We start from the raw sequence: 17,115 nt of genomic DNA, 5'->3' as shown, positions 1-17,115 counted from the left end.
CTAAAATATAGTAGGAGGGAGGCGGTCATATGAAATTTCACAAGTTATCCATGCAGAGAAAAATTATGTCTCTGACTTTTTTTATTCTGATGCTTTCCTTTAGTATTGGTGGTACTTTTTTGTTAGGTTTTGTCATGAATGAGCAAAAGACCAAACTAAGTGATCAGGCATTTCTTGTAGCAAAAACCGTCTCACAGCTCCCTGAAATCAAAACATATATTGCGAGTGAAAATCGCGCTGAGGCTATACAGCATATTAACCCTGTCGTAGAAGAAATCCGTGATATCAATGGGGCAAAATATATTGTTGTTCTTGATATGCAACGACGGAAATATTCTCATCCTAACAGTCAGGAACTTGGTCGAATATCACATTCTGGAGATTTAAACGCTGCTTTTTCAGAGCATTACTATACCTCGATTGCACGTGGGGAACATGGTAATATGGTTCGTGCGTTTGTCCCAATTATGAACCATGAAGGACGACAAATAGGTGTCACAGTAGTGGGGTACAGTGTTCTTACAGTAGTGGAGTTACTGCAATCAATGCAAACCGAACTAATGATTACTATTCTATTATCGTTGATTTTTAGTGCATGGGGAGCACGAACATTGGGGCTGCATATGAAAAAGCAAATGTTTGGGTTAGAGCCGCATGAAATTGCCAAAATGTATGTAGAACGTACAGAAACGTTTAATGCCATGCATGAAGGTATCATTGCTATCAATAATGATTTGACCATTACGATTTTTAATGAAAAAGCCTGTGATATCTTAGGGGTCAATGAAAACCCCTCTACATTGATAGGACAGAAAATCTTTCATGTCCTGCCAGATACACGACTTCCTGAAATTTTAGAGCTGGATCAGCCGTTATTTAATCGTGAGCTGTATATTAATAATCATAGTATTATGAGTAATCGAATTCCGATACAGGTTAATGGCGAAACTGTTGGGGCAGTGGCCATGTTTAAGGACCGTACGGAAGTGAAAAAACTTGCCGAAGAATTAACAGGAGTGAGGGCATTTGTCCAAGCACTTCGCGTGCAAACACATGAGCATAAAAATAAACTGCATACAATAGCAGGTCTTTTACAGCTAGGTCATCATGACCAGGCACTTTCTTACTTAACACAGGTGAAGGAAGAGCATGATGAAATCACTAACTTTTTAAATGAACGAATAAAAAATGAAAATATATCTGGACTACTGCTCAGTAAAATTTCCTATGCGAAAGAACAAGGAATTCGGCTGGAAATTGATCGTGAAAGCCGACTAACATCCTTTCCACCTAATTTGGATCATCATGATTTCGTCATTCTCTTTGGTAATTTAATAGAAAACGCGTTTGATGCATTAAAGGATGTACAGGTCGAGGAGAAAGTGATTCATGTTTCTGTGGATGAAGATGATGATGTACTAGCTATTTTAGTAACCGATAACGGTGTTGGCATGACGGAAGAGGTCAAGTTGCACATTTTTGACAATGGTTATTCTACAAAAGAGAAAAACTACCGTGGAATAGGGTTATTTTTAATAAAAGAAATCGTCGAAAAAGGACAGGGTGATATTGAAGTCATCAGTGAGCCAAACAAAGGCACAAGTTTTTTAATCACCTTTTATTATGCATAATGGGATGGAGGGCTAGCAGTGGTACAGATCAAGGTATTATTAATTGAGGATGATCCAATGGTACGAGAGGTAAATCGTCAATTTATTGAAAAAGTAGAACATTTTCAAGTGATTGGACAGGCACCTAATGGCTTAGAAGGCATTACACAAATTCGTCATCTTGAGCCTGATTTAGTTTTTATGGATATTTTTATGCCAGAGCAAGATGGTATTACAAGCTTACGCAAAATACGTGAGCTCGATCTACCAGTAGATGTTATTACCGTGACGGCTGCAAATGATATGGAGACAGTGAAACAGATACTACATCTAGGTGTTTTTGATTATATTATGAAACCCTTTTCTTTTGAACGTGTTAAAGGGACACTTGACAATTATTTACGCTTTAACAAGCAAACTCAAACAGAACGTGAGCTCACACAGGGAGAATTAGATCAGTTATTTCATTATCGTGATGGACAAACCATATTGGATCAATCTGTTACATTGAAATCCGAGAAAAATCTCCCAAAAGGTTTTAATCGTACAACACTTGAAAAGGTTGTGCACTTTTTACAATCGGTGGATGGTGCTTCAGCAGAAGAAGTAGCCAGTGGAATTGGCATTGCCCGCGTAACAGCTAGAAGATATTTAGATTATCTTGAAAAACAAGAGGAAATTACAATGGATGTCCATTATGGTGGCATTGGGCGTCCTATAAACTATTACTTTAGTAAATAAAGAAAATCCTGATTGTCATTATGCAATCAGGATTTTTTGCGAGTAATTAATAAGGCATGATTTTATCAACAGGTGTTGCTGTCTTAATCTTTGGCAGAATTTTATCTAGTGTCACTGTACGCTTAATCTCGTGTGTAGATGGATCATTTTCATCAAATTGATCAAGGAAGTTAATAACCTCTTTTACAATTGGCGTTGGCGTAGAAGCACCTGCTGTTACAGCAACGATGTTGATACCTTTTAACCATTCTACTTTTAGCTCTGAAACATCTGCAATGCGATAGGATGGTGTTCCTGCAATTTCTACAGAAACTTGTGTTAAGCGGTTCGAGTTATTGGATTTAGGATCACCAACAACAATAAGTAAATCTGCTTCACCTGCTTGCTGAGCAACAGCCTCTTGACGGACTTGTGTAGCTAAGCAAATTTCTTTGTGTACCTCAATATGTGGGAATTTTTCTTTTAAACTATCCATTAAATGGGCGACATCCCATTGGCTCATTGTCGTTTGATTTGTGACAAGTAATTTATCATTCGTTAATTGTAAAGCATCAATATCGTTAGAAGACTGAACTAAGTGGACATGATCCGGGGCAACGCCAATAGCACCCTCTGGTTCGGGATGTCCTTTTTTACCAATATAAATAATGTCATAGCCTTCTGCTGATTTTTCACGAATTAAATCGTGGGTAACTGTTACATCAGGACATGTAGCATCAATGGACACTAAGCCTTTTCGCTTCGCAATCTCACGAATTTCCGGTGAAACACCATGTGCTGTAAAAATGACAGTACCTGTTTCAACTTGTTCAATAATTTCTAGGCGGTTATCACCATCTAACGTGATGATACCATCCTCTTCAAACGCATCTGTGACGTGTTTATTATGCACAATCATCCCTAAGATGTAGATAGGTCTTGGTAATGTTTTATCAAGTGCGGCGTTACGAGCGATCACCATCGCATCCACAACACCGTAGCAATAGCCACGTGGATTAATTTTTAATACTTGCATGGTGGTTGTGACTCCTTTCAAGCTTACCTATCTACATTATAACGGACAGGGACTGTGAATACAAAGAAACGTTCATTTACATAGGTGGTTGGAAAATACGTGGTTTGGATGGAAGTGGCTCGGGAGGCGTAAATGATGCACTTTGCCTGGATGACCGTCTACTTCCAGCAGCCTTACTGTCGCTTCCTGCTGCTTCAGCTGCTCCACCGCCAGAGGAAGGAAGTCCTTGGAATCCTTTATACAATTTTAAGAGTGATGGAATATTTTTCACCATCGGCATAGCTTGTTGGATATAAGGGGTATAGGTTTTGGCTGTATTGAATAAACTGTTGGCTTGCTGTAAAAATGAACCGACTTTCGAAGCTTCTTGCACAGGTGGCATCGGCATTTGCCCTCCAAATGAACCTATTCCATTAGCCATTGGAAAGCCGCCTGGAATTCGTGGTTGACCAGGGAAGCCTCCAGGCGGGAAAAAGGACTGTGGCGACATCTGTGGAGGTGTTTGCATGGGCATGGGCATTCTCATGCCACCCGGGTACATTGGGTATGGATAAGGTGGTCGAAATACCATAATGATCTCCTTTCTACTTGTTTTTCATTGATGACATACCTGACTATAGCTATGATATGCAAAGGCTAATGGGAGGGTTCGATAAAGCTAAATAAAATCAAATGTAATATGGAATTTGTAAAGTAGAAGTCCAAATACAACTAGTCCTTAGGTTCCAAATTTATTCATCCTCTTCATGATAGCGAAGCATTCGATAGCCTATCCGTACATGTGTCTGAATAAGTTTGGGCTGTGCTGGATTAACTTCTATTTTTTTTCGAAGTGTAGCCATAAATACTCGTAAACTTGGAACATCTGATTGAAGAGCATTTTGCCAGATTTCCTTTAAAATATAATTATGTGTTAGAACTTTCCCAACATTTTTGGATAAAACAATTAAAAGCTTATATTCAATCGGCGTCACATGTATTTCTTTTCCATTTACAAATACTGTATGATCAACATAATTAATTTGAAGATAACCATTTGTGAAAATGGGATTCTCTTTTTCAAGTGGTTGTTCATAGGCCATTCTTCTTAAGGCAACCCGAATTCTTGCTAATAATTCTTCCACACTAAATGGCTTTGTTACATAATCATCTGCACCTGCATCCAAAGCATTAATTTTATCATGTTCTTCTCCACGAGCACTTACGACGATAATTGGTGTTTGATTCCAACTTCTAATTTTTGTGATTAGTTCTACGCCATCTATGTCTGGTAGACCTAAATCCAAAATAAAAACGTCAGGTTTTATGGTAAGAGCCTTTTGAAGGGCACTATTACCATCATGTGCAATGTCGAATTCATAATGGTTTGTCGCTAATGTCATTTTAATTAAATTGGCAATGGCTACATCGTCCTCAACTACTAGAATTCTTTTACTCATCAAATTTCATTACTCCTTTTTTCAGCGAAAAGTTAAAAATCGTTCCTTGTGGTTTATTATCTGAAACGTTTATGCTGCTACCATGTAATTTTAAAATTGTTTGACAGAGTGCCAAGCCTAAACCAAGACCTCGTCTACTATCGCTGCGTTGTACTTTTCCAGTTGTAAATGGCTCAAACAAGCTACTTTTTAAAGCGTCATCGATTCCAGGCCCATTATCAGAAATACTAAAACTTACGAACCCATCAGATTCTTTCACTATAATAGTAATGGCACTGCCTGGTGGGGTGTAAGTCAATGCATTATCGATGATATTAATGAAAACTTGTATGATTAATCGAGCATCCATTACAGCAAATAAAAACTCAGGTTTAATTTCATAAGATATTTTATGTGTATTGTTGTGACGAACAACATGGGAAAGTGCCTCTTGAATAATATCTTCTACTAGTTCAATTTGCATTTCTAACGCAAATTGCCCATCCTCTAACTTAGATACAGCTAGTAAATTTTCAACCATTTGTACAAGCCATTTTGAATTTTTATAAATATCTTCATATAATTTATTTTTTTCAATCTCTGGTATTCGTGGTGCATTGTTGAGTAATATATCTGCATTTCCAGAGATAGCAGTGAGTGGTGTCCTAAGGTCATGAGAGATTGCACGTAAAAGGTTAGCTCGCATCTGTTCCATTTCAGCTTCTCGCGCTACTTCCTCATTAAGTTTCTGTAAATACCATTTATCCAAGGCGAATGAATAATCATTAATAATGGCGTGCAAAATATTGCGCTCAAATGCAGGCAATGGGGAGACTTTAGATAGGGCAATACCTATAACACCCTTCACATCTCCATTAGAGATTACAGGTATATAATAAGCGTTCACTTCAGGAAATATGTCTGTGGATACACCTGCTACATGCCTATTATTTGTCACCCAACTAACAACACCACATTCATTTGGATTATCGAAAAGTACAGCTATTTTTTGATTTTCACTACTAGACATTGTTTCAGTACGAAAGAAAGAGGATTTCTCCACTACCTGGTTATTGATTTCGAAAAATTGTACAGGCTTTTCTACTAATTTAACAATTTGAGACATGCCTTCAACTATTATTTCTTCCATAGACTTAGCATGTTGAAGCCTACGATTTGTTTCAAGGAGTACCTCCATTCGATAAGATTTACGAATGGCTATTAAGGTTTGCTCCTTTATCTTCTTTGTTAAGCTACTCGTAATTACGCCAGAGATAAACATGATAAAAAATGTCATTGGATAGTCACGATGATAAGCATCAAATGAAAATCGAGGCTCTGTAAAAAAGTAATTAAAAAGTAAGACAGCAATAATGGAGTTAATAATACTCATTATCGATCCAGTTGACCAAATAGCAAGGATGAGAACCCCTAAAATGTAAATTGTAATGATGTTTGACTCGCTTATACCAATTTTATATAGATATAAGCCGACAACTGATATGAAGCAAAATACGATAAACATTTTGAACAAATCAAGCCATTCAAATGATAATTTATTAATTATACTAGGAAAATAAAATGGTTCATTTTCTTGATCTGGTACTATGTGTAGGGCTAAGTTCGGAACAAATTCATTCAGGCGGTCACTTATTTTTGTGCTAGGTCGCCACCATTTTTTCCTCATACTGGTTCGTCCGATAACAAGTTTCGTGACCCCACTAATTTGAGCATAATTAGCAAGGGCTGCCGCTACGTCGTCTTCTTGAACAATGACGACATGGCCGCCAAGCTGTTCCACAAGTTTAATGTGTTGTTGTAATCGTTCTGAATTTGCACTACTTCCTTCATGCTCGTGCAGGTTTTGCACATAAAGAGCAGTAAATTTACCGTGTAATGCTTGTGCAAGTCTTGCAGTGGTTCTAATAACTTTTGCATTTGTAGGAGAACTACTGATACCAACTAGTAGGTGTTCTTCAATTTGTACAGGGTGTTTGGCAGATTCATGGTTGTTTATTTGTTTATAGTTGATTGTATCCGCTGCTCTACGTAATGCGATTTCTCGTAATGACACTAAATTTTGTTTGCGGAAAAAAGAATGTAGTGCTTTTTCCGCTTGTTGTTTTGCATAAACTTTACCTTCTTGTAGACGTTGTATTAGCTCATCTGGTTCAATGTCTACAACTTTTATTTGAGATGCTTGATCAATTAAGTAATCAGGGATACGCTCTCGTACTTTAATGTCAGTAATTTCTTCTACTAAGTCATGAAGGCTTTCAATATGTTGAATATTTACAGTTGTATAAACATGAATCCCCTTTGAAAGGAGTTCTTCAACATCTCCAAAACGCTTCTTGTGCCGCATTGTTGGAACATTGGAATGTGCTAATTCATCGATAAGAACAATTTCTGGCTTGCGCTGCAATACGGCATCAATATCTAGTTCATAAAAAGCTTTTCCTCTATAGGTTATTTTTTTCGTAGGAATTTGCTCAAGCCCTTCTAGTAAAGCTAACGTATCTGGACGAGGATGTGGTTCTACATAGCCAACCACCACATCTTTACCTAATTTTTGAGCTTGATGTGCTGCATCTAACATTGCGTAAGTTTTACCTACTCCAGCAGCATAACCGAGAAAGATTTTTAAATTCCCTACAAATTGTTGCTCCTGTTGAAGTCTTGCTAAAAACATCTCAGGAGTTGGACGTGTATTTTCCATCCTCGTTCACCTCATTTGTATTATAGCGTTAACTCCCATTAAGAAAGTATAAAGATTTTGCCTCTTTATGCTTTCTTAATAGAAAAGTAGATTTCCTAACACTACATTAATTTGAAAGTCAGTATGATGAAAACATCCTAAATGAAGGAGGGGTATTATAGTGATGGACTTTTATATGGTTGTATTGCTACTGATAAGCTTTGGAAGTATTTTGTCATTAACTACATGGTGCTTCAAACTAGTGGATGAGCAATAAGGAGGAGATAGAAATGTGGATTTTTATCGGGATTGTACTTGTATTCTTGTTTGGTTATCTAGGGCATGCATTACTTTGTCCTGAAAATTATTAAAGGCTGCTAGGAGGTAATGCACTATGTGGCAAATAGCCATCGTATTAATTATTTATTTACCGCTCGTTATCTTAACTGGGCATTATCTATATCGGGTAACATTACACCAAAAAACTTGGTTTGATCCTATCTTAGACAAAGTTGACGCAGTCATTTATAAATTGTGTGGTATTAAACAAGTAGATATGAATGGTAAAGAATATGTACTTTCATTAATACTTTCAAATGCATTTATGGTTTTTATTGGATATATTTTGTTGCGCATTCAAGCTTTACTGTTTTTAAATCCAAATAATATTAGCAGTATGGAAGCTACACTTTCATTTAACACGATCATTTCTTTTATGACGAATACAAACCTTCAACATTATAGTGGTGAATCTGGACTCAGCTATTTATCACAGATGCTAGTCATTATCTTCATGATGTTTACATCTGCAGCTACGGGTTATGCAGCTTGTATGGCATTCTGCCGTCGTCTTGTTGCAAAAACAGATACTATTGGGAATTTCTTTATTGATTTTGTTCGTGTTATTACGCGTATTTTAATGCCTATCTCCATTGTTGTTGCCATTATTTTAGTATCTCAAGGTACACCACAAACCTTAAGTGCAAATAAAACAGTACAAACGATCGAAGGAAAATTACAAGATATTGCACTTGGACCTGTCGCTTCTCTAGAATCAATTAAGCATGTAGGTACGAATGGTGGGGGCTTTAACGGAGCCAATTCAACAACACCTTTTGAAAATCCAACCGTTCTCTCAAATATAGTGGAGATGTTATCGATGATGCTATTGCCGGGCGCTTGTGTAGTTGCCTTTAGTTTGATGATCGCTAGTAGAAAAAAGAAAACTATTTTTGGAAAACAAGGTTTAGCTATTTTTGCAGCAATGAGTATATTGTTTCTACTTGGATTAGTGACTGTGTACATAGCAGAGAAGGCTGGTAATCCAATGATAAGTGAACTCGGTATAACACAGGAGCTAGGGAGCATGGAAGGGAAAGAAATGCGTTTTGGAGTAGTACAATCAGCATTATTTACCACTGTCACTACCGCGTTCACAACAGGATCTGTTAACAATATGCACGATACATTGACGCCTCTTGGTGGTCTAGTACCGATGTTTAATATGATGTTAAATGTTGTTTTTGGTGGTAAAGGGGTCGGCCTGATGAACATGATGATGTATGTTCTACTAACAATTTTTATTGCCTGTTTAATGATTGGGCGATCTCCTCAATTTTTAGGTAAAAAGATTGAAGAGAAAGAAATGAAGTTAATTGCACTATGCATTTTGATTCATCCAGCTATTATTTTGCTATTTTCAGCACTAGCAGTTGTAACACCGTCAGGAATAGCAGGAATTACGAATCCAGGTGCTCACGGATTATCACAGGTTTTATATGAATTTGCCTCAGCCTCTGCCAACAACGGCTCAGGGTTTGAAGGGTTAGCAGATAATTCCACATTTTGGAACGTAACAACAGGGCTTGCCATGTTCTTTGGACGATATTTAACCATAATCATTCAACTGGCGATTGCGTCTCTACTTGCCAAAAAGTTTTGGCACAGTGATTCAATAGGAACATTAAAAACGGATAATACTACTTTCACTTTTTTACTTGTGGCTATCGTTTTAATGATTGGTGCGCTAACATTTTTACCAGCTTTAGCACTTGGTCCAATTACAGAGCATTTACAACTTTATTCTTAATGGAGGAGAGAGCATATGGAAACAGTAAAAAAGAGTTTTTTGACAAGTAAGATGCTGAAAAATGCCATGATAGATGCTTTAAAGAAGTTTAGTCCCACTTATATGCTAAAAAATCCTGTTATGTTTGTTGTAGAAGTAGGATTTTTGTTTGTGCTGCTATTAGTTCTTTTTCCAAATATGTTTGGGAGTGTAGTAGAAGAACACGCTCGATTATACAATGGAATAGTTGCTAGCCTACTTTTTGTTACAATTCTATTTGCTAATTTTGCAGAGTCAATTGCAGAAGGAAGAGGTAAAGCACAAGTTCAAACTTTAAAAAAAACAAAGACAGTGACACAGGCTCGTGTTTTGCTTCATGATGGTACGGAAATCCTTAAACAGGCCAATGACCTAAAAAAAGGAGATATTGTATTAGTTCAAGCTGGAGAGGTAATTCCAAATGATGGAGAAGTCATTGATGGCATTGCAACTGTGGATGAATCAGCAATAACAGGTGAATCTGCCCCTGTTGTAAAAGAACGAGGTGGAGATTTTTCATCCGTTACGGGTGGTACAACGGTTACGAGTGATTGGTTGATGATTGAAATTACTTCATTGCCTGGTGAATCATTTCTGGATAAAATGATTACGCTAATTGAAGGGGCTAGCCGTAAGAAAACACCAAATGAAATAGCCCTTAATACACTTCTAGTAAGTTTAACAATTATCTTTCTGTTAGTGGTAGTGTCCCTCTATCCAATGACTATGTATTTGAATGTGCCAATTTCTATCGCAACATTAATAGCACTTACAGTTTGTTTAATTCCTACGACGATTGGTGGATTATTATCCGCAATTGGTATTGCTGGTATGGATAGGGTAACACAATTTAACGTCATCGCAATGTCTGGAAGAGCGGTGGAAGCCTGCGGAGATGTGGATACATTAATCTTAGATAAGACTGGCACGATAACATATGGCAATCGAATGGCAGCTGAGTTTCTACCAGTAAAAGGAGTTGTCAGGGAAGAGTTAATGCAAGCTGCATGGCTTAGTTCTCTAACAGATGATACACCTGAGGGAAAATCGATCTTAACGCTTGCTTGCGAATTAGGGGTGAATACGGACGGTGAAAAAAACATTATCCAAACAAGTAAACATATTCCCTTTACTGCACAAACACGAATGAGTGGCTTAGATAGGGTGGATGGCACAAAAATTCGAAAAGGTGCCTACGATACAATAAAAAGAGAGAGTTTGAAGGCAGGGTACAGTATTCCTTCAAATTTAGAGTTGCTGGTTCAACAAGTATCTACAGTAGGGGGGACGCCTCTGGTCGTAGCACTGAATGATAAGATTTTAGGCGTTATTTATCTTAAGGATATTGTCAAGGCTGGACTAAAGGAACGTTTTGAACAGCTTCGTGAAATGGGAATTAAAACCATTATGTGTACAGGAGATAATCCACTTACTGCAGCAGCCATTGCAAAGGAAGCTGGGGTAGATAGCTTTATCGCAGAAAGCAAACCTGAGGATAAGATTCAAGTCATTAAGGATGAACAGGCACAAGGGAAGGTAGTAGCAATGACTGGTGATGGTACAAATGATGCACCAGCGTTAGCGCAGGCCAATGTCGGGCTTGCAATGAATTCAGGTACAAATGCAGCAAAAGAAGCAGCTAACATGGTTGATTTAGATTCAAACCCAACTAAAATTATTGAAATTGTAGAGATAGGGAAGCAGCTTCTGATGACTCGTGGCGCTTTAACAACATTTAGTATCGCTAACGATATAGCAAAATATTTTGCCATCATACCTGCTATGTTGATGGTGGCTGTGCCTGAGATGAGCGCATTAAACATAATGAAACTTAATTCTTCAACAAGTGCGATTATTTCTGCCTTAATTTTTAATGCAATCATTATTCCTTTGTTAATTCCAATTGCAATAAAGGGTGTAACGTATAAACCAATGAGTGCTACAAAACTTTTGAATAAAAATTTATTCGTCTATGGTATAGGTGGTATTATAGCCCCTTTTATTGGGATTAAGTTAATTGACATACTAGTTGGTCCACTATGCCGTAGTTTTGGGCTATAGGAGGAAGGTACATGCGAAAATTATTTGTAAACTTAAAGCAAGCATTTCTTATTACTATAACAATGTTTATACTGTGTGGGCTAATCTACCCGTTTGCGGTGACTGCTTTAGCTCAAGGATTACTTCAGCATCAAGCAAATGGTAGTTTACTAGAAATCAATGGTAAAGCTGTTGGTTCAGAACTGATCGGTCAATCCTTTTCAGCACCATCATATTTCTGGGGACGTGTTTCAGCCATTCATTATAATGTTTATACTGAGGATGATATGGTACCAGACAAAAATGGTCAGTTAAATTATAGTGGAGTGACCTCTGGAACTTTTAACTATGCACCATCTAATCCAGAATTGAAGAAGCGAATTGAAGCAGATATCAAGAAGTTTCTACTAGCAAACCCAACAGTAAAACGCCAAGATATACCTGCAGATTTAATGACCGCTTCTGGCTCAGGGCTGGATCCACATATTAGTGTGAAGGCTGCAAACATTCAAGTGAAGCGCATTGCCCAAGCAAGCGGTCTTTCAGAAGATGAGATTGAAAAAATCATTGAAGAAAATACGGAGAAACGAACACTAGGGATCTTTGGAGAAAATAAAGTGAACGTTCTAATGGCAAATTTAACAATCATGAAAAAAATGGATAATAAACAATAATAACTATAAAATCAGGTAGAGAAATGCTTGGTTCTCTACCTGATCGTATTTTATGCTTGAGAATTTACCAAAATTTTAATATGATTACGTTCCTTCATTAATGCCTCAAAGCCTTCTGTTACTACTTCATCAAGAGCAATTCGTTTTGTAACAAGCTTGTCTGCAGGGAAGTAACCTTGTGTCATAAGCTCCATTACTGCTGGGAAGATATCGCGGTAGGCAATAATTCCTTTGACTGTACGCTCTGATAGAACAATGTTGTTCGGCTGGATAGCTGCTGTAGACTCCCAAATCGACACGATGATTGTTTCACCTTCAAAAGTTGTTGAGTCAATAGCTTGTTGTAATACTACAGGAACGCCCGTTACTTCAAAGGCAACATCTACGCCACCAATTGTTAATTCATGTAGACGCGCAACGGCATCTTCATCTTTAGGGTTAATGACAGCTGTTGCACCTAGTTCTAAAGCTTTTGCGGCACGCTCTGCCGAAAGCTCTACAGCATAGATTTCTGAAGCGCCTGCTGCACGTAATGCTTCGATAACAAGAAGTCCGATAGGTCCTGTTCCAAAGACAGCAGCTTTGTCACCGGCTTTTAATTTACTTTGACGCACGGCATGTAAAGCGACTGCTGCTGGTTCTACAAGTGCCCCTTGCTCATAAGAAAGACCTTCTGGCATTTTGTGAACTAATTTTTCCTCTACCATTGTATATTCGGAGAATCCTCCGCCACCGCCTGAAAGACCGTGGAAACCTAAATGCTTACAAATATTATATTTACCTTTTTTACAGGCAGCACATTCGCCACATGCAAGGATTGGTTCTACTACTACTGGATCTCCTATTTTAACAGATGTTACACCATCGCCAATTTCAACTACTTCTCCTGAGAATTCATGTCCCATCACAATGGGCGCGATGTCTTTACTTACATAGTGAGGTTGCTCCACTGGAATAAAGATTGGCCCAGCTGCGTATTCATGTAAATCACTGCCACAAATCCCTGTCCAATGTACTTTAATTTTTACTTTTCCAGGTGCGATGACTGGTTCTTCAATGTTTTCTACACGGATGTCTTTTGCTTTATACCATCTTGCTGCTTTCATAATCTATCAACCTCCTATAATGTCTTACAGCCCTATCATAACATGTGGAGAATCTGCTAATCATTAGTTCCCTATAAATTGACATAAAAATTACATATTACAAGCGTTTTCGAACATTGTTGCAGCGCTTTTTTGATTGCATATTCTGCGTATTTCAAGTACCTTTGATAAGGGCTTTGTTACGGTGATAATAAAACATTAAAATTATGTTTATGCTAGTAAGAAATAGGACGTAAATATACCTTAAAGTTCGAATCATGGTACAATGAAAAAGATGTTAGGAGGAACGAATGATGTCAAAATATACTGATTATAATTTTCAGCCATTTTTGCAGGACGCCATTGCAAATCTTGGCTTTACAGAACCGACACCAATTCAAAAAGAAATTATTCCGCTTTTATTAAAAGGGAAGAGTGCTATTGGACAGGCACATACAGGAACAGGGAAAACACATAGTTTTTTAATTCCGATTGTTCAACGTATTGATGCAGAAAAACAGGAAGTACAGGCCGTTATTACTTCTCCTACACGAGAGTTAGCACAACAAATTTTTGATGCATTAAATCAATTAATAGAAGGAACTGCTATTCAAGCAAAACTATTTATTGGGGGTACGGACAAACAACGCTCCATTGATAAATTAAAAACACAGCCACAAATTGTTGTTGGAACACCAGGACGTATTCGTGACCTTGTTTCAGCACAAGCGTTATTTGTGCATACAGCACCAATTTTAGTTGTTGATGAAGCGGATCTAGCTTTTGATATGGGCTTTATTGAAGAGATTGATGGATTTGCTTCTCAGATGCCAGAAAAGCTTGAAATGTATGTTTTTTCTGCAACAATCCCGGAAAAACTTCAGCCGTTTTTAAAGAAATATATGGAAGCGCCAGTGCACATCCATATGAATGATAAACGACCAGTGGCAGAAGGGATCGATTTTGTACTTGTGCCAGTGCGCTCAAAATCGCGTAACAAACGTTTACTAGAAGTTATTGAAGGCATTAATCCGTTTTTAGCTGTTATTTTTACCAATACACGTAAAACAGCAGAACACGTTGCTGGTTACTTAAATGAACATGGTATCCGTTGTGGCCAAATTCACGGTGATTTAAGTCCACGTGATCGCAAAAAGATGATGAAGCAAATACGTGATCTTGACTACCAATACATTGTAGCGACTGATTTAGCTGCTCGTGGTATCGATATTCAAGGAATTTCTCATGTTATTAACTACGAAATCCCAGAGGACTTAGAATTCTTTATTCACCGTGTTGGTCGTACAGCTCGTGCAGGCAATAAAGGGACAGCCATTACTTTATTTGAGCCATCAGATGAGGATGCAGTCGTTCGCGTAGAAAAAATGGGCATTCCTTTTGTACAAAAAGATGTCAAAGATGGCGAATGGTCAGAGTTAAAAGAGCGTCATGCTCGTAAAAATCGTGTGAAGCAAGAGAATGAAATTGATGTGAAAGCAAAAGCATTGGTGCGTAAGCCTAAAAAGGTAAAACCTGGCTATAAACGTAATATGAAGTGGGAAATGGAAAAAGTTAAAAAACGTGAACGTCGCTTAAAAGCACGAGGTAAAAAATAAGGAGGCTTTTACATGTTACTTGGCTCACATGTTTCGATGAGTGGGAAAGAAATGCTACTTGGCTCTAGTAAAGAGGCTCTATCATACGGAGCCAATACATTTATGATTTATACAGGAGCACCGCAAAATACGCGTCGCAAAGCCATTGCTGACTTAAACATCATGAATGGCCTCCTGCATATGAAAGAGCATGGTATGACCAACATTGTTGTCCATGCACCTTATATTATTAATATTGGCAATACAGAAAAACCAGAAACATTCCGTCTCGGCGTAGATTTTCTACAATCAGAAATTGAACGTACTGCCGCACTGGAAGCAACGCAAATTGTTTTACACCCTGGGGCCCATGTAGGTGCAGGTGCTGATGCTGGCATTGCTAAAATTATTGAAGGTTTAAATGAGGTATTATCTCAAGACTATCCCGTTCAAATTGCATTAGAGACTATGGCAGGGAAGGGGACAGAATGTGGGCGTTCCTTTGAAGAGCTTGCTAAAATTATTGACGGTGTAACAAATAATGAACGTCTTTCTGTATGCTTTGATACTTGTCACACACATGATGCTGGCTATAATATTGTAGAAGATTTTGATGGTGTATTAAACGAATTTGATAAAATAATCGGTGTGGAGCGCATTAAAGTATTGCATATTAATGACTCCAAAAATGTGCGAGGCGCAGGTAAAGATCGCCATGAAAATATTGGCTTTGGTCATATTGGCTTTGATGCCCTCAACTATGTAGTACATCATCCGCAATTAATGGATGTTCCCAAAATTTTAGAAACGCCATTTGTTCCTCTCAATAGTGATGCCAAATCTAAGGTAGCTCCGTATAAAGTGGAAATCGATATGTTACGAAACGGTACATTTAAGCCTGAGCTTATTGAAGCGTTAAAAGGCTAACATTAAATAACCCGAAATCAGGCTGTGATTCTGATTTCGGGCTTTTTTTATTTTGTAAACAAGGCGATGAGTTGACGAGAGCGCTTTCTTCCTAAAACGGCCTCCACTTCAACAAGAATATCTTTAGGAATACCTAAAAATAGCCAAGAAAATGAGAATTGCTCCAAATAAGGTCGAAGTTTTTTTACTTCAGAAGTCGTAATGTTAAAGCCTTCTTCACGAGCAATCGCGACAATTTCCTTATCCGTGCTTTGTGCTAATTGCTGTAAAAATTGAATACTCAAAGTCAATCCTCCTTTATCCCATTTTATTTTCATGAAATCATATACACACTTACGTTTAGTCTATTCGAAAAAAGCATCCATCTTCTTTTCTTTACAAAAACTGCACTTTCCTTTATACTTACAATTTGTAAATCGTAATGATTTTGAATTAGAAAGAAGCGATCATGCATGAAAACAACACTTATTGACATTGAAAATGTGTCATTTCAATATGACTATACGCAAGTTCTAAAAAACATTTCTTTTCGTGTAGAAGAGGGTGATTTTTTAGCGCTTCTCGGTCCGAATGGTTCGGGAAAATCAACATTATTAAAAATTATTTTAGGTTTATTAAAACCTTTATCTGGAGAAATAAAATTATTTGGCGAACCAAGTGCAAATTTTAAGCACCGTGAATGGATTGGCTATGTGTCGCAAAAATCCAATGCCTTTAATTCTGGGTTCCCAGCAACCGTGCAAGAGGTCGTGAAAAGTGGATTAACGAAAAAATTAGGGCTTTTTAAAAGACCTGGCCGAGATGCCAAAGGGAAAGTTCAAGAAGCTTTAAAGGCAGTTGGCATGGATGCTTTTATGAATCGTAACATTGGAGAGCTATCTGGTGGACAACAACAACGTGTTTTTATTGCAAGAGCTTTAGTCAGTGATCCCAAACTGCTCATTTTAGATGAGCCAACAGTCGGCATTGATCACGAGAATGTGCAGTCATTTTATGATATGCTGGCGAAATTGAATCGGGAACAAGGAATTACCATGATTCTTGTCACACACGATGTTGATACGGTATCAAATCGCATTAGCCATGTGGCATGTTTGAATCAAACCATTCACTTCCATGGCTATAAAAATGAATTTGATAATATTTCTCAGGATGCGCTAGACGCTTGGTATGGCCATTCCGTGAGAAAGATTCATTAGAAGGAG

14 protein-coding genes are annotated in these 17,115 nt (G+C 37.7%); 8 read left to right on the top strand and 6 right to left on the bottom strand.

Annotated features, from left to right (window positions below; genetic code table 11):
• Positions 1–29: 29 nt before the first annotated feature.
• Positions 30–1,631, top strand: a complete 1,602-nt coding sequence (locus JTI58_RS00270) for an ATP-binding protein (RefSeq protein WP_205444424.1) — start codon at positions 30–32, stop codon at positions 1,629–1,631.
• An 18-nt stretch (positions 1,632–1,649) separates the two neighbouring features.
• The gene (locus tag JTI58_RS00265) at positions 1,650–2,351 is read left to right on the top strand and encodes a response regulator (protein WP_205444423.1); all 702 of its coding nucleotides are present in this window, start codon (positions 1,650–1,652) and stop codon (positions 2,349–2,351) included.
• Between the two features lie 46 nt (positions 2,352–2,397).
• Here the strand turns inward: JTI58_RS00265 and JTI58_RS00260 are convergent, their stop codons facing one another.
• The 4 genes from JTI58_RS00260 to JTI58_RS00245 form a co-directional block, all read right to left on the bottom strand.
• Positions 2,398–3,366: a 4-hydroxy-3-methylbut-2-enyl diphosphate reductase gene (locus tag JTI58_RS00260; protein ID WP_004227216.1), complete on the bottom strand. Its 969-nt coding sequence runs from the start codon at positions 3,364–3,366 to the stop codon at positions 2,398–2,400.
• A 76-nt stretch (positions 3,367–3,442) separates the two neighbouring features.
• The gene (gene vrrA, locus JTI58_RS00255) at positions 3,443–3,937 is read right to left on the bottom strand and encodes a VrrA/YqfQ family protein (RefSeq protein ID WP_205444422.1); all 495 of its coding nucleotides are present in this window, start codon (positions 3,935–3,937) and stop codon (positions 3,443–3,445) included.
• 160 nt (positions 3,938–4,097) lie between these two features.
• Positions 4,098–4,805 carry a response regulator transcription factor gene (locus JTI58_RS00250; protein WP_205444421.1) on the bottom strand — a complete coding sequence of 236 codons (708 nt, stop codon included), beginning with the start codon at positions 4,803–4,805 and terminating at the stop codon, positions 4,098–4,100.
• Entirely contained in the window at positions 4,798–7,503 is a 2,706-nt protein-coding gene (locus JTI58_RS00245) for a sensor histidine kinase (protein ID WP_205444419.1), read from the bottom strand. Before JTI58_RS00245 ends, JTI58_RS00250 begins: the two co-directional genes overlap by 8 nt.
• Before the next feature lie 373 nt (positions 7,504–7,876).
• On the opposite strand from JTI58_RS00245, the gene kdpA reads away from it, so the two are divergent.
• From kdpA to kdpC, 3 genes are read left to right on the top strand one after another with little or no spacing between them, the layout of a single operon-like run.
• Complete coding sequence (kdpA, locus tag JTI58_RS00240; protein WP_205444417.1) at positions 7,877–9,571, top strand: potassium-transporting ATPase subunit KdpA; 1,695 nt, start codon at positions 7,877–7,879, stop codon at positions 9,569–9,571.
• A gap of 15 nt (positions 9,572–9,586) precedes the next feature.
• Positions 9,587–11,650 carry a potassium-transporting ATPase subunit KdpB gene (gene kdpB, locus JTI58_RS00235; RefSeq protein ID WP_009370137.1) on the top strand — a complete coding sequence of 688 codons (2,064 nt, stop codon included), beginning with the start codon at positions 9,587–9,589 and terminating at the stop codon, positions 11,648–11,650.
• Positions 11,651–11,661: 11 nt separating this feature from the next.
• The gene (gene kdpC, locus JTI58_RS00230; protein WP_205444416.1) at positions 11,662–12,303 is read left to right on the top strand and encodes a K(+)-transporting ATPase subunit C; all 642 of its coding nucleotides are present in this window, start codon (positions 11,662–11,664) and stop codon (positions 12,301–12,303) included.
• Between the two features lie 50 nt (positions 12,304–12,353).
• On the opposite strand, the gene JTI58_RS00225 is transcribed toward kdpC, so the two are convergent.
• Positions 12,354–13,409, bottom strand: coding sequence for a 2,3-butanediol dehydrogenase (locus JTI58_RS00225; protein ID WP_205444414.1), 1,056 nt, complete (start codon positions 13,407–13,409; stop codon positions 12,354–12,356).
• Between the two features lie 293 nt (positions 13,410–13,702).
• On the opposite strand from JTI58_RS00225, the gene JTI58_RS00220 reads away from it, so the two are divergent.
• Positions 13,703–15,004: a DEAD/DEAH box helicase gene (locus JTI58_RS00220; protein ID WP_205446996.1), complete on the top strand. Its 1,302-nt coding sequence runs from the start codon at positions 13,703–13,705 to the stop codon at positions 15,002–15,004.
• 12 nt (positions 15,005–15,016) lie between these two features.
• Positions 15,017–15,910 (top strand): deoxyribonuclease IV, encoded by an 894-nt coding sequence (locus tag JTI58_RS00215; RefSeq protein ID WP_205444413.1) that lies wholly within the window; start codon positions 15,017–15,019, stop codon positions 15,908–15,910.
• Between the two features lie 47 nt (positions 15,911–15,957).
• On the opposite strand, the gene JTI58_RS00210 is transcribed toward JTI58_RS00215, so the two are convergent.
• Positions 15,958–16,194, bottom strand: coding sequence for a Nif11 family protein (locus tag JTI58_RS00210; RefSeq protein ID WP_155591608.1), 237 nt, complete (start codon positions 16,192–16,194; stop codon positions 15,958–15,960).
• Positions 16,195–16,362: 168 nt separating this feature from the next.
• Here JTI58_RS00210 and JTI58_RS00205 point away from each other — a divergent pair, with 168 nt between their 5' ends.
• Positions 16,363–17,109, top strand: coding sequence for a metal ABC transporter ATP-binding protein (locus tag JTI58_RS00205; RefSeq protein WP_205444412.1), 747 nt, complete (start codon positions 16,363–16,365; stop codon positions 17,107–17,109).
• Positions 17,110–17,115 lie beyond the last annotated feature (6 nt).

Origin of the sequence: Lysinibacillus fusiformis (assembly GCF_016925635.1) — a bacterium.
Classification (GTDB): Bacteria; Bacillota; Bacilli; order Bacillales_A; family Planococcaceae; genus Lysinibacillus; species Lysinibacillus fusiformis_F.
Note: the sequence above shows the minus strand (reverse complement) of the source record. Positions and strands in the feature narration are given on the sequence as shown.

Excerpts from the sequence above, each read along its gene's own strand:
- JTI58_RS00220 (WP_205446996.1), top strand. The coding sequence starts at position 13,703 with ATGTCAAAATATACTGATTATAATTTTCAGCCATTTTTGCAGGACGCC.
- JTI58_RS00225 (WP_205444414.1), bottom strand. The coding sequence starts at position 13,409 with ATGAAAGCAGCAAGATGGTATAAAGCAAAAGACATCCGTGTAGAAAAC.
- JTI58_RS00245 (WP_205444419.1), bottom strand. The coding sequence starts at position 7,503 with ATGGAAAATACACGTCCAACTCCTGAGATGTTTTTAGCAAGACTTCAA.
- JTI58_RS00215 (WP_205444413.1), top strand. The coding sequence starts at position 15,017 with ATGTTACTTGGCTCACATGTTTCGATGAGTGGGAAAGAAATGCTACTT.
- kdpB (WP_009370137.1), top strand. The coding sequence starts at position 9,587 with ATGGAAACAGTAAAAAAGAGTTTTTTGACAAGTAAGATGCTGAAAAAT.
- vrrA (WP_205444422.1), bottom strand. The coding sequence starts at position 3,937 with ATGGTATTTCGACCACCTTATCCATACCCAATGTACCCGGGTGGCATG.
- JTI58_RS00260 (WP_004227216.1), bottom strand. The coding sequence starts at position 3,366 with ATGCAAGTATTAAAAATTAATCCACGTGGCTATTGCTACGGTGTTGTG.
- JTI58_RS00270 (WP_205444424.1), top strand. The coding sequence starts at position 30 with ATGAAATTTCACAAGTTATCCATGCAGAGAAAAATTATGTCTCTGACT.
- JTI58_RS00250 (WP_205444421.1), bottom strand. The coding sequence starts at position 4,805 with ATGAGTAAAAGAATTCTAGTAGTTGAGGACGATGTAGCCATTGCCAAT.
- kdpA (WP_205444417.1), top strand. The coding sequence starts at position 7,877 with ATGTGGCAAATAGCCATCGTATTAATTATTTATTTACCGCTCGTTATC.
- kdpC (WP_205444416.1), top strand. The coding sequence starts at position 11,662 with ATGCGAAAATTATTTGTAAACTTAAAGCAAGCATTTCTTATTACTATA.
- JTI58_RS00205 (WP_205444412.1), top strand. The coding sequence starts at position 16,363 with ATGAAAACAACACTTATTGACATTGAAAATGTGTCATTTCAATATGAC.